11 protein-coding genes are annotated in these 13,225 nt (G+C 71.1%); 9 read left to right on the forward strand and 2 right to left on the reverse strand.

Annotated features, from left to right (window positions below):
• The first annotated feature begins 4 nt into the window (after positions 1-4).
• The 4 genes from mqnE to AB0L71_RS18555 all read left to right on the forward strand — a co-directional run bounded on the left by mqnE (position 5) and on the right by AB0L71_RS18555 (position 4,219).
• Positions 5-1,168 (forward strand): aminofutalosine synthase MqnE, encoded by a 1,164-nt coding sequence (gene mqnE, locus AB0L71_RS18540; protein WP_365243824.1) that lies wholly within the window; start codon positions 5-7, stop codon positions 1,166-1,168.
• A gap of 188 nt (positions 1,169-1,356) precedes the next feature.
• Entirely contained in the window at positions 1,357-1,611 is a 255-nt protein-coding gene (locus tag AB0L71_RS18545; protein WP_365243996.1) for a DUF4229 domain-containing protein, read from the forward strand.
• Between the two features lie 411 nt (positions 1,612-2,022).
• Complete coding sequence (locus tag AB0L71_RS18550) at positions 2,023-3,354, forward strand: dicarboxylate/amino acid:cation symporter (protein ID WP_365243826.1); 1,332 nt, start codon at positions 2,023-2,025, stop codon at positions 3,352-3,354.
• Between the two features lie 211 nt (positions 3,355-3,565).
• On the forward strand, positions 3,566-4,219 hold the full coding sequence (locus AB0L71_RS18555) for a TetR/AcrR family transcriptional regulator (RefSeq protein WP_365243998.1): 654 nt from the start codon (positions 3,566-3,568) through the stop codon (positions 4,217-4,219).
• Here the strand turns inward: AB0L71_RS18555 and AB0L71_RS18560 are convergent.
• Entirely contained in the window at positions 4,149-5,057 is a 909-nt protein-coding gene (locus tag AB0L71_RS18560; protein WP_365244000.1) for a MaoC/PaaZ C-terminal domain-containing protein, read from the reverse strand. The two genes, AB0L71_RS18555 and AB0L71_RS18560, sit on opposite strands and share 71 nt — an antisense overlap.
• A 4-nt stretch (positions 5,058-5,061) precedes the next feature.
• Positions 5,062-6,381, reverse strand: coding sequence for a 3-oxoacyl-ACP reductase (locus AB0L71_RS18565; protein WP_365243827.1), 1,320 nt, complete (start codon positions 6,379-6,381; stop codon positions 5,062-5,064).
• Between the two features lie 71 nt (positions 6,382-6,452).
• On the opposite strand from AB0L71_RS18565, the gene AB0L71_RS18570 reads away from it, so the two are divergent.
• The 5 genes from AB0L71_RS18570 (at position 6,453) to AB0L71_RS18590 (ending at position 12,961) form a co-directional block, all read left to right on the forward strand.
• Positions 6,453-7,721 carry an acetyl-CoA C-acetyltransferase gene (locus tag AB0L71_RS18570; RefSeq protein WP_365243829.1) on the forward strand — a complete coding sequence of 423 codons (1,269 nt, stop codon included), beginning with the start codon at positions 6,453-6,455 and terminating at the stop codon, positions 7,719-7,721.
• A gap of 114 nt (positions 7,722-7,835) precedes the next feature.
• Positions 7,836-9,731: an AMP-dependent synthetase/ligase gene (locus AB0L71_RS18575; RefSeq protein ID WP_365243831.1), complete on the forward strand. Its 1,896-nt coding sequence runs from the start codon at positions 7,836-7,838 to the stop codon at positions 9,729-9,731.
• A 239-nt stretch (positions 9,732-9,970) separates the two neighbouring features.
• Positions 9,971-10,915, forward strand: coding sequence for a TIGR03619 family F420-dependent LLM class oxidoreductase (locus tag AB0L71_RS18580; RefSeq protein WP_365243833.1), 945 nt, complete (start codon positions 9,971-9,973; stop codon positions 10,913-10,915).
• 10 nt (positions 10,916-10,925) lie between these two features.
• Positions 10,926-11,723 (forward strand): SDR family NAD(P)-dependent oxidoreductase, encoded by a 798-nt coding sequence (locus AB0L71_RS18585; protein WP_365243835.1) that lies wholly within the window; start codon positions 10,926-10,928, stop codon positions 11,721-11,723.
• Between the two features lie 110 nt (positions 11,724-11,833).
• Positions 11,834-12,961, forward strand: a complete 1,128-nt coding sequence (locus AB0L71_RS18590; protein ID WP_365243837.1) for an LLM class flavin-dependent oxidoreductase — start codon at positions 11,834-11,836, stop codon at positions 12,959-12,961.
• Positions 12,962-13,225 lie beyond the last annotated feature (264 nt).

A 13,225-nucleotide genomic window follows, 5' to 3' on the forward strand; every position in this document is an offset into this window, starting at 1 on the left:
CCGCATGGACGTGGGGCTCAAGCGCGAGCTGGAGGAGAAGGTCCGCGCAGGGGAGCGACTGACCCGTGAGGACGGCATCGCCCTCTACGAGTCGGACGACCTGGCCTGGCTCGGCGGCCTCGCGCACGGCGTGCGGACCCGGCTCAACGGCGACGTCGTGCACTTCAACGTCAACCGGCACCTCAACATGACCAACGTGTGCACCGCGTCGTGCGCCTACTGCTCGTTCCAGCGCAAGCCGGGCGAGAAGGACGCGTACACGATGCGCATCGAGGAGGCCGTCCGCCTCGCCAAGGCGATGGAGAACGAGAACCTCACCGAGCTGCACATCGTCAACGGGCTGCACCCGACCCTGCCGTGGCGGTACTACCCGCGCTCGCTCAGCGCGCTGAAGGAGGCCCTGCCGCAGGTCTCCCTCAAGGCGTTCACCGCCACCGAGATCCACCACTTCGAGACCATCTCCGGACTCTCCGCCTCCGAGATCCTCGACGAGCTGATCGAGGCCGGCCTGGAGTCGCTGACCGGTGGCGGCGCGGAGATCTTCGACTGGGAGGTCCGCCAGCACATCGTGGACCACAACACCCACTGGGAGGACTGGTCGCGCATCCACCGCCTGGCGCACGAGAAGGGGCTCAAGACCCCGGCGACCATGCTGTACGGGCACATCGAGGAGCCCCGGCACCGCGTCGACCACGTGCTGCGGCTGCGTGAACTCCAGGACGAGACCGGCGGCTTCCAGGTCTTCATCCCGCTGCGCTACCAGCACGACTTCGTGGACATGAAGGACGGCAAGGTCCGCAACAAGCTCCAGGCGCGGACCACGATGGCGACCGGCGCCGAGGCGCTGAAGACCTTCGCGGTCTCCCGGCTCCTCTTCGACAACGTCCCGCACGTCAAGGTCTTCTGGGTGATGCACGGGGTGCAGACCGCCCAGCTCGCGCTCCAGCACGGCGCCGACGACATGGACGGCTCGGTCGTCGAGTACAAGATCACGCACGACGCGGACAACTACGGCACCCCGAACAAGCTCGGCCGCGAGGACCTGCTGGACCTGATCCGGGACGCGGGCTTCCGGCCCGTCGAGCGCAACACCCGGTACGAGATCATCCGCGAGTACCCGGGACCGGACGCCGAACGCCGCGAGTCCCCGCAGCCGATGCGCGTCTGACGCCTTCCGCACCGACCGGTGGCCCAGTGCCGCAGCAGGCCGCGGCGCTAGGCCACCGGAACCCTCCGAAGTGATCGATTCCGGGGCATGCTTCACTGGTCGGGCAGGATCGCAGGTCTGTCGTACGTAGGAGAGAGAGGCCCACTGTGTCCGCTGCCAAGCCGAACGCGACGATTCGGTACACCGCGATGCGCCTCAGCATCTTCGTCAGCTGCTTCCTCGTCGCGGCCGTGGCCGTCCACTTCGGCCTGCTGCCCTCCGGGGTCGGCGGATCCAACGTCATCTGGGTGATCCTGCTCGCGCTGGTCCTGTCCGCGCCGCTCAGCTACGTGCTGCTGCGCAAGCAGCGTGACGAGATGTCCGAGCAGATCGTGTCCACGGTCGGCCGCACCAAGGCGCGGCTCGAAGCGAACCGGAGCAGCGAGGACCACGTCAGCCTCTGAGAACCCGGTCGGGCGACGCGAGGACCGCGTAAGTTTCCTCACACCCCGCATACCTGTCGGACAGAACCCCGGCACCGGAGCAACCGCTCCTGTGCTGGGGTTCTGCCGTTTCCGCACACGCATCGGGGCCTCGGCACCCATCCCCCCACCCAAAGAAAGACTTTGAGGATCTCAAAGTCGTGGTGTTAACGTCGTGGGCGTGAAGACAGCAGTGCGCCCACCACACGCCGCGAGCATCCCGCTCGTGGCGCGCCTGCACGTCGACCTCTGCCGCTGTATGTCCGCGGCCTGTTGCCGCACCGTCTGAACCGGCACCATGCAGCGGCCCCGCCCCGACGCGGGCGCCGCATCCCGTTCCCTCGCGCGGCCGAGCCGTGCGCCCCCTCGATGCGTCACCCCTGGAGTGTGTCCGTGTCCGCGAATCCCGCGTCCGCCGCGACCGACAGCCCGTCCGGTTCCGGCTTCCGCATACCCAAGGTGCCGTTCTGGGCCCAGATCGTCGCCGGTCTGGTCCTCGGCGTCGTCCTCGGATGGCTGGCCCGCACGTATGACGTCAACTGGCTCTACACCACGCTCGACAAGGTCGGCCACATCTTCGTCCAGCTGCTGAAGCTGGCCGTCGCACCGCTCGTCTTCTTCGCGATCCTGGTGTCGATCACCAACCTGCGCAAGGTCAACAACGCCGCCCGGCTGGCCACCCGCACCCTGCTCTGGTTCATGATCACCTCGCTGATCGCGGTCGCCATCGGCCTCACGATCGGCCTGATCACCAACCCCGGCTCCGGCACCGGCCTCACGCCGAAGGACGGCAAGCTCCCCGAACACGCGGGTTCCTGGCTCGACTTCCTCACCGGCATCATCCCGAACGACGTGATCACCCCGTTCACCGAGCTGAACGTGCTCCAGATCGTCTTCATGGCCGCCGTCGCCGGTATCGCCGCCCTCAGCCTCGGCGAGAAGGCCCAGCCGGTCCTCACCCTCAGCGAGGCCGTCCTGGAGCTCCTCCAGAAGGCCCTGTGGTGGGTCATCCGCCTCGCCCCGCTCGGCACCGTCGGCCTCATCGGCTACGCCATCGCCGACTACGGCTGGGACCTGATCGGCAAGTACGCGACGTTCACCGCCGACGTCTACATCGGCTGCGCCCTGGTGCTGTTCGGTGTGTACCCGCTGCTGCTCGCCACCGTCGCCAAGCTCAGCCCGCTGCAGTTCTTCAAGGGCGCCTGGCCGGCCATCCAGCTGGCCTTCGTCTCCCGCTCCTCGGTCGGCACGATGCCGGTCACCCAGAAGGTCACCGAGCGCCTCGGCGTCCCGAAGGAGTACGCCTCCTTCTCGGTCCCGTTCGGCGCCACCACCAAGATGGACGGCTGCGCCGCGATCTACCCGGCGCTGGCGGCGATCTTCATCGCGCAGATCTTCGACGTCCAGCTCGGCGTCGGTGACTACCTCCTCATCGCGTTCGTCTCGGTGATCGGTTCCGCGGCCACCGCCGGTCTCACCGGCGCGACGGTGATGCTGACCCTGACGCTGTCGACGCTGGGCCTCCCGCTGGAGGGGGTCGGTCTGCTCATGGCGATCGACCCGATCCTGGACATGATCCGCACGGCCACCAACGTTGCCGGCCAGGCGCTGGTCCCGGTGATCGTCTCGGCCCGGGAGAAGATCCTCGACCTCGACGCGTACCACTCCGCCTCGTCCTCCCCGGTCGACGACGCCCAGCCGCAGCCCGTGCCGGCCGCCGCGTAGGGGCTGTTCCGTCCGGTGCGTGCGGGCCTCTTCTCCGGACCGGGGGAGGGGCCCGCGGTGCGTGGTGGGGACGGGTGCCCGCCACCGGCCGGATCCGGCCGGTGGCGGGCCGCAGTGCACCACGGGGGAGAAGGCCGCCCCGTACCCTTACCGAGGAGCAGTGCAGCGGGGGTAGGAGGAAGTCGACGTGGGTGCTGTGAAGAGCAAACGGATGCCGCGTGCCGTGCGTGAGCAGCAGATGATGGACGCCGCCGTGCGGACCTTCGGGCAGCGTGGCTACCGTGCCGCCTCGATGGACGAGATCGCCGAGCTGGCCGGTGTGTCCAAGCCCCTGGTCTATCTGTATCTCAACTCCAAGGAAGAGCTGTTCACCGCCTGTATCCGGCGGGAGGCGGAAGCGCTGGTCGAGGCGGTACGGGCCGGGGCGGAGCCGGGGCTTCCGGCCGATCGGCAGCTGTGGGCCGGGCTGTGCGCGTTCTTCACGCACACGTCGGAGCACCCGGACGGCTGGGCGGTGCTGCACCGTCAGGCCCGTACGCACGGGGAGCCGTTCGCCACCGAGGTCATGGTGATGCGGGACGAGATCGTTGCGTTCGTGACGGGTCTGATCGGGGCCGCGGCCCGCGAGGCGCATCACGATCCGGCGCTGCCCGACCGTGATGTGTCGGGGCTGGCGCAGGCGCTCGTGGGGGCCGCGGAATCGCTCGCCGGGTGGGCGAACGAGACCCCGGGCGTCTCGGCGAGGGAGGCCGCGGCCACCTTGATGAACTTCTCCTGGGCGGGTCTGGAGAACCTTATGAACGGCCGTCCCTGGCAGCCGCCGGCTCAGGCTGCGGGCCGGGCCCGGCGAGCGTCGTCCCGGTGAGGTGGACGCGGCCCGCACCGTGCAGTTGGAAGCCCGTGGCGTCCGCGGCGTAGGTGACGGTCGCGGGCAGCAGGACGGGCGCCCTGAAGTCGGCCCGCACCCGGCGGATCTCCTCGGACCGCGGCGCCTCGGCCAGGCAGCGGGCGACGGTCCACATGCCGTGGGCGATGGGCCGGGGGAAGCCGAAGAGCCGGGCGGTGAACGGGTACAGGTGGATGGGGTTCCGGTCGCCCGAAGCGGCCCCGTACCGGCGCCCCAGGTCGCCGGGGAGCCGCCAGTCGGTGACGGCGGGGAGCTCCGCGGCGGGGGTGGCCGGGGCAGGAGCGGCCGGGGTGGCGTCGGTGGAGGCCCCGTCGGTGGCGGACCCGTCGGTGGTGGACCGGTCGGTGGCGTGCCGGGAGAGGTAGCCGCTGCGGGACTCCCAGACCAGCTCGCCCGCCCGCCGCGCCTCGGTGACCAGGGTGACCTCGGTGCCGCGCCGGTGCGGGGTCAATCCCTCGGCGTACACCGTGAGTTCGAGCAGATCGGCCGGGTCGAGGGTCCGGTGGGCGGTGATCACGATCCAGGTGTGGACGAGCCCGACGACCGGCAGCGGGAACTTCCGTGCGGCCATCAGCCGCATGGCGAGCGGGAAGCCCAGCACATGCGGGTACGTGAGCGGCAGCGGGCCCGACTCGGGGAAGCCGCAGATGTGCCGGTACCGGGCGAGGCGGCCGGAGTCGATGGGGGCGGCCGGGAGGACTGCCCGGTCGGTGGGGACGGTGGCGCCGGAGCGGCCGGCCTTCTTGAACGGGGAGGTGACGGCGGCCCGTACGAGGGTGGCGTTCAGATGCGGCACCGCGTCACGCACCCAGCAGACTCTGGCCGCAGACCCGTACGATCTGGCCGTTGACGGCCGAGGAGGCGGGCTGGGCGAACCAGGCGGTCGTCTCGGCGACGTCGACCGGCAGGCCGCCCTGGGAGAGGGAGTTCATCCGCCGGCCGGCCTCCCGGATGAAGAGGGGGACCGCCGCGGTCATCTTGGTCTCGATGAAGCCGGGGGCCACCGCGTTGACGGTGACGCCGTGGTCGGCGGCGGCCCGTGGGGCCAGCGAGCGGACCAGGCCGATGATGCCCGCCTTGCTCGCCGCGTAGTTGGTCTGGCCGTTGTTGCCCGCGATCCCGGCGATGGAAGCGGTGGCGATGATCCGGCCGTCGCGGTTGACGGTGCCGGAGGAGAGCAGTGCGTCGGTGGTGCGCAGCACGCTGTCGAGGTTGACGTCGATGACCGAGGCCCAGCGGTCGGCGGGCATGTTGGCGAGCCGGCGGTCCCGGGTGATGCCCGCGTTGTGGACGAGGACGTCGAGACCTTGCGGGACCGCGGCGGCGATCCGTTCCGCCGCGTCGGCCGCGGTGATGTCCAGCGGCAGTGCGGTCGCGCCGAGCCGGTCGGCGGTCCGGGTCAGTTCGTCGGCCGCCTGGGGGATGTCCAGGCAGACGACCCGGGCGCCGTCGCGGGCCAGGACAGAGGCGACCGAGGCGCCGATGCCGCGGGCCGCCCCGGTGACCAGGGCGGTGCGGCCGGCGAGCGGGGCGGTCCAGTCGGCGACGGGGCCGGGTGCGGCATCGGTCAGCTCGATCACCTGGCCGCTGATGTAGGCGGACCGGGGGGAGAGCAGGAAGCGGAGGGTGGACCCGGCCGAGGCGACGGACTCCGGTTCGATGCGCAGGAGTTGTACGGTGGCGCCCTTGCCGATCTCCTTGCCCAGTGAGCGTACGAAGCCTTCGAGGGCCTGCTGGGCGGCGGCCTGGTGGTGGTCGCCGGCCGACGGCCGGACTCCCACCACCACGATGCGTCCGCCCGGCGCCAGGGAGCGGACCACCGGGTGCAGGGCGGCATGGACCTCGCCGAGCGCGCCGGCGGTGGTGACGGCCGTGGCGTCCAGCACGATCGCTGCCGGACGGTCGGCCTGCCCGGTGACGTCGAGGCCGGTCTCCGCGAGGAGTGCGCCGAGTTCCTTGGTGGTGGCGGACTCGCCGGCGGTGAGGTGCAGCAACGGCCCGTCCAGCGACGGGGTCCCGGGTGACCAGCGGCGCAACGGGGCGGGTTGCGGCAGCCCGAGCCGCCGGGTCAGAAAACGGCCGGGGGCGGTGCCGGTGAAGTGCAGATAGCGGTCGGCCATTGTCCAGACTCCCTGCTCGGTCGTAGATTTACTGCGGAGTAAGGTTACTCAAGAGTCAGGAGCTGGTCGAGATGATCCCCCTCGCACTTCCGCAGCCCCGCAGGGTCGCGGTCATCGGCGGCAGCCGCGTTCCGTTCGCGCGCTCCGACGGCCCGTACGCACAGGTCTCCAACCAGCAGTTGCTCTCCGCCGCGCTGGACGGCCTGGTCGAGCGGTTCTCTCTCCAGGGGCAGCGCGTCGGCGAGTTCGTCGCGGGCGCCGTCCTCAAACACAGTCGCGATTTCAACCTGGCCCGCGAGACCGTGCTCGGCTCGGCACTCGACCCGCGCACCCCCGCGTACGACATCCAGCAGGCCTGTGGAACGGGCCTCCAGGCCGTCATCACCGCCGCCGACAAGATCATGCTCGGTGCGATCGACTCGGCGATCGCGGGCGGCACGGACACCACGAGCGACGCGCCTCTCGGCGTCAACGACGAGCTGCGCAGAATACTGCTCTCCGTACGCCGCGCCAAGACAACGGGAGCCAGGATCAGTGCACTTGGACGGATCCGCCCCCGCCACCTCGTCCCGGACATCCCGCGCAACGCCGAACCGCGCACCGGTCTCTCGATGGGCGACCACGCGGCGGTCACCGCCCGCCGCTGGGACATCAGCCGCGAGGACCAGGACCTGCTCGCCGCCACCAGCCACCAGCGCCTGGCCGCGGCGTACGAGCGAGGCTTCCTGGACGAACTCGTGCTGCCCTTCCAGGGGCTGACCCGGGATCAGAACCTGCGCCCCGACTCCACCGCCGAGAAACTCGCCCGGCTCAAGCCGGTGTTCGGCACCGACCGGCCCGGCGCGACGATGACCGCGGGCAACTCCACCCCGCTCACGGACGGCGCGGCGACCGTGCTGCTGGCGAGCGAGGACTGGGCCCGCGCCCACAACCTGGAACCGCTCGCCTACCTCTCGCTCTACGAGACCGCCGCCGTCGACTACGTGAACGGCGAGGACGGCCTGTTGATGGCCCCCGCGTACGCCGTACCGCGCCTGCTGGAGCGCGCCGGGCTCACCATCGAGGACTTCGACCTCTTCGAGATCCACGAGGCCTTCGCCTCCCAGGTGCTGGCCACCCTCGCGGCCTGGGAGAAGCAGGGCCTGGCCCCCATCGACCGGGACAAGCTCAACGTGGCCGGCTCCTCGCTCGCCACCGGGCACCCGTTCGCCGCGACGGGCGCCAGGATCGTCGCCACCCTCGCCGCACTCCTCGCCGAACGCGACGCCCCGTCCCGCGGCCTGATCTCGATCTGCGCGGCCGGCGGCCAGGGCGTCACGGCCATCCTCGAACGCCCGTGACGCACCACCGGCGCCCTGCCCCACGGGCCCCGCCCTGCTCCGCCCGGCCCCCAGCACGAACCGGCCGCCGGACGGACCCGGCGCCCCGCCCCCTTCCCCGTTGAGGAGCCGCACATGCCCACGCCGCCCAGCCTGCCCGCCCTCGTCGAGCCGGAGAAGATCCGATCCGCGGACGGGGCGGTCCACCAGGTCTCCGTGCCGCCCGCCGCGCCCCCCGTCCACCGGGGCTCCCTCGCCGAGATCCCGTTCGACAACGCCCGTGAGGCCCCCGCCGACGCGGTCCTCAGCCGCAAACAGCCGGACGGCACCTGGCAGGACGTGACGGCGGCCCAGTTCGCGGCCGAGGTGCTCGCCGTCGCCAAGGGCCTCGTCGCCGAGGGACTCGACGCCGGCGACCGGATCGCGATCATGGCGCGCACGACCTACGAATGGACCCTGCTCGACTTCGCCGCCTGGGCCGCCGGACTCGTCACGGTCCCCATCTACCCGACCTCCTCCGCCCTCCAGGCCCGCTGGATCCTCCAGGACTCCCGGGCCGTCGCCTGCGCCGTGGAGGCCGCCGACCAGGCCCGGCTGATCAGCCAGGAGCGCAAGCAGCTCGGCGACCTGAGCCACCTGTGGCAGCTCGACACCGGTGTGATCGGCCGGCTGAAGAGCCTGGGCCGGGACGTCCCCGACGACGCCGTCACCGCCCGCCGCGCCACCCTGGAGCCGGGCACCCCCGCCACCCTCATCTACACCTCGGGCACCACCGGCCGCCCCAAGGGCTGTGTCCTCACCCACGGCAACTTCTTCGCCGAGGTCGACAACGCGATCGAACTGCTCCACCCGGTCTTCACGTCGGTCAGCAAGTACCCGGCGTCCACGCTCCTCTTCCTTCCTCTCTCCCATGTCTTCGGACGCATGGTCGCGATCGGCTGTCTGCGCGCCCGGGTCCGCCTCGGCCACGCCCCCTCCATCCGGACCGAGGACCTCCTCGCCGACCTGGCCGGATTCAGGCCGTCGTTCCTGCTGGCCATCCCGTATGTGCTGGAGAAGGTCTACAACACCGGCCGCGCCACGGCCGAGAAGATGGGCCGCGCCTCGTCCTTCGACCGCGCGGCGCGGATCGCCCAGCGCTACGGGCAGGCCGTCGAGGCCGCCCAGCACGGCACGGGCCCCGGCCCGGGGCCGGCCCTGAGGGCGGCCCGCGCCCTGTACGACCCCCTGGTCTACCGCCGGATCCGGGCCGCGCTCGGTGGACACGTCCGGTACGCGATCTGCGGCGGCTCCCCGCTGGGCCGACGCCTCGCCTCGTTCTACGCGGGCGCGGGCATCGAGATCTTCGAGGGCTACGGCCTGACGGAGACCACCGCCGCCGCCACCGTCACCCCGCCGCTCAAACCGCGCCTCGGCACCGTCGGCTGGCCGCTGCCCGGCTCCGCCGTACGGATCGCGGAGGACGGCGAGGTGCTGCTGAGCGGCGGCCAGGTGTTCCAGGGCTACTGGGACGCCGAACGCGGCGAGGCCGTCCCGGGGCAGCAGGACGGCTGGTTCGCCACCGGCGACCTCGGGGCACTCGACGAGGACGGCTACCTCACGATCACCGGCCGCAAGAAGGACATCATCATCACCTCCGGCGGCAAGAACGTCACCCCGGCCCCGCTGGAGGACTGGCTGCGCGCCCACCCGCTGGTCAGCCAGTGCATGGTCGTCGGGGACAACCGTCCGTTCATCACCGCACTGATCACCCTGGAGCCGGACGGGCTCGCCCACTGGCAGCAGATGAAGAAGAAGCAGGGTGTGCCGATTCGCGATCTGGTGGCGGACGAGGAGCTGCACACGGCGCTCCAGAGCGCCGTCGACGAGGCCAACCGGCTGGTCTCGCGCGCCGAGTCCATCCGCAAGTTCACCGTGCTGCCGGTGGACTTCACGGAGGAGAGCGGCCACCTGACGCCGTCGCTGAAGCTGAAACGGGATGTGATCGCACGCGACTTCGAGAAGGAGATCGAGGAGCTCTACCGGAAGTGACCGCGATGGCGGTGCGCGGCGACCGGCGGGGACGACGACGAGGGTGACGCCGGAGGCGCAGGTGCGCTTCGGCCCGGTGCGCCGTCGCCCCGTCGCCGTCCCCACCGGCGCGCAACGCCGCGCTCACCGCCGCACGGTTCGCGCAGGACTCTTGCCGGTTGCGGCGACAGGCACGACGATGGCCCCGCGCTCGTTATATGACGATGCGTCAGATCCCCTGAGGGGAAGGAGGCCGTTCGGTGCCGTTACCGACCACCGGGCCGCTGTCGTACGGGATGCAGCTCCCGATCCAGTCGCAGAGCGCCCTCTACGCGGAGGGGTGGGAGGCCGCGGCCACCCCCGCGGACCTCGCCGAGATCGCCCGCACCGCCGACCGGGCCGGCTTCGCCTACCTCGCGACCTGCGACCATGTCGCGATCCCGCGGCGGCTCGCCGGAGCCATGGGCACCACCTGGTACGACCCGGTCGCCACCCTGTCCTTTCTCGCCGGGATCACCGAGCGGGTGCTGCTGATGAGCCATGTCGCCGTCGTGGGGCTGCGGCATCCGCTGGCCACCGCCAAGCAGTACGCCACCCTCGACCACCTCTGCGGCGGGCGGCTGATCCTCGGGGTCGGGGCCGGGCACGTCCCCGAGGAGTTCCAGGTGCTCGGGGCGGACTTCGAGGGGCGGGGCGACGTCCTCGACGAGACCATCGACGCGCTGAAGGCGGCGCTCGGCCCGGAGGAGTACCCGGAGTTCGAGGGGAAGCGGTTCTCCTTCTCCGGGCTCGGCCAGCTGCCGCGTCCGGCCCAGGAGCGGGTGCCGGTCTGGGTGGGCGGTTCCTCGCCCGCCGCCGTGCGCCGGGCCGCGCTGCGCGGGGACGGCTGGCTCCCGCAGGGCGATCCGCGGGACAAGCTGCCCGGGCAGATCGCCCGGCTGCGGGAGCTGCGCGCGGCGGCGGGGGTCGAGGCGCCGGTCGTCATCGGTGCGATCACCGAGCCGCTGTACGTCGGAGAGCCGACGTGGTCCGTGGGGCGGCGCACCCTGACCGGGCGGCCGCAGGCCCTGGCGGAGTCGCTGCGCGCGTACGCCGCCATGGGCGTCCACCAGATCCAGGTGCGGTTCCGCAGCCGGAGCCGTAGCGAACTGACCGACCAGATGGCGGCGTTCGCCGCCGAGGTCGCACCCCATCTCGACCGATAGGAGTCAGGCCATGGGCAAGCTGGACGGACGGGTCGTGCTGATCAGCGGCGCGGCGCGCGGGCAGGGCGAGCAGGAGGCGCGTCTCTTCGCGGCGGAGGGCGCGCGGGTGGTGATCGCCGATGTGCTCGACGAGCAGGGTGAGGCGCTGGCCAAGGAGCTGCGGGAGGAGCACGGGGAGGAGGTGGCCCTCTTCGTCCACCTGGACGTGGGCCGGGAGGAGGACTGGCGCGCTGCCGTGACCGCCGCGAAGGACGCCTTCGGAAAGATCGACGGGCTGGTCAACAACGCGGGGATCCTCCGGTTCAACGAGCTGGTGAGCACGCCGCTGGAGGAGTTCCAGCAGGTGGTGCAGGTCAACCAGGTGGGCGCGTTCCTGGGGATCAGGAACGTCGCGCCCGAGATCGAGGCCGCGGGTGGCGGGACCATCGTGAACACCGCCTCGTACACGGGGCTCACCGGCATGGCGTTCGTGGGCACGTACGCGGCCACCAAGCACGCGGTGCTCGGGCTGACCAAGGTCGCGGCGCTGGAGCTGGCCGGGAAGGGGATCCGGGTCAACGCGCTCTGCCCCGGGGCGGTGGACACCGCGATGACCAACCCGGCGGCGCTGGACCCGACCGCGGACCCGGAGGAGACCGCGGCGGCGGTGGACGAGCTCTACAGCAAGCTCGTCCCGCTGGGGCGGATCGGGAAGCCGGAGGAGGTCGCGGTGCTGGCGCTCTTCCTGACCTCGGACGACTCCTCGTACATCACCGGGCAGCCGTTCGTCATCGACGGAGGGTGGCTGGCGGGCGTCAGTGTGTTCTGAGCGCGTCTGACGAAGCGTCAGGTATTGACGGGTGCTGGTGCCGGTGGAACAGTCGGACGCATCACAATCTGACGATGTGTCAGAAAAGAACTTGAGGACGGTGAACTCCCTTGGAATTCGGCCTCTTTGTACAGGGGTACGTGCCCGCCGCGCGGGCCAGGATCGACCCCGAGGCAGAGCACAAGGCGCTGATCGAGGAGACCGAGTACGTCATCCAGGCGGACAAGTCCGGCTTCAAGTACGCCTGGGCCTCCGAGCACCACTTCCTGGAGGAGTACTCCCATCTCTCGGCCAACGACGTGTACCTGGGCTACCTCGCGCACGCCACCGAACGCATCCACCTCGGGTCCGGCATCTTCAACCCCCTCGCCCCGGTCAACCACCCGGTGAAGGTGGCGGAGAAGGTCGCCATGCTCGACCACCTCTCCGGGGGCCGCTTCGAGTTCGGCTCCGGGCGCGGGGCCGGCAGCCACGAGATCCTGGGCTTCATGCCGGGCATCACCGACATGAACCACACCAAGGAACTCTGGGAGGAGACCATCGCCGAGTTCCCCAAGATGTGGCTCCAGGACGAGTACGTCGGCTTCCAGGGCAAGCACTGGTCGCTGCCGCCGCGCAAGGTGTTGCCCAAGCCGTACGGGAAGTCCCACCCGGCGATGTGGTACGCGGCCGGGTCGCCGTCCTCGTACGCCATGGCGGGGAAGAAGGGGCTCGGCGTGCTGGGCTTCAGCGTGCAGAAGGTCTCCGACATGGAGTGGGTCGTCGACTCCTACAAGACGGCCGTCAAGGAGGCCGAACCGGTCGGTGACTTCGTCAACGACAACGTCATGGTCACCTCCACGGCGATCTGTGCCGAGACGCACGCGAAGGCCGTCGAGATCGCGGTGGGCGGCGGGCTGAACTACCTGCAGTCGCTGCTGTTCCGCTACCACGACACGTTCCCCCGGCCCGAGGGGATCCCGGAGTGGCCCGAGCTCCTGCCGGAGTACTCCGAGGAGATCATCGAGCTCCTGATCGCCGAGGAGCTGATGATCTGCGGCGATCCGGACGAGGTACTGCGCCAGTGCAAGCGGTGGGATCAGGCCGGGGCGGACCAGCTGAGCTTCGGACTGCCGGTCGGGCTGAGCCGCGAGGACACGCTGAACTCCATCAAGCTCATCGGGGAGCACGTGATTCCGGAGATCGACACGGATCCGGTCCACCGGACCTCGCGGTTCCGGGCGGCGGCGGGGGCGTAGGGCGGGGGGTGCGGGGGCCCGACCGGCCCGGGCCCTTCCCCCGTCCCCTCCCGAGTGCCGTGGCAGGCAAGGTGTGCCCGCGACCGGGCGAACGTTGCCTGCCACGGCACCAGCCGGGGCCCCGCCCCGGTCACGACGGCGGCGTCTTCCCGGACCGCCGCCCGGTGCAGCCGGGGTGCGTACCGCGGCCGTGCGCACCCCGGCTGCACGTCTCACCCCACTCCTGGCCGCACCCCGGCCACCCACCGCAGAAGGGAACCCCGT

The sequence above is a fragment of the Streptomyces sp. NPDC052052 genome (assembly GCF_040680455.1).
Taxonomy (GTDB): domain Bacteria; phylum Actinomycetota; class Actinomycetes; order Streptomycetales; family Streptomycetaceae; genus Streptomyces.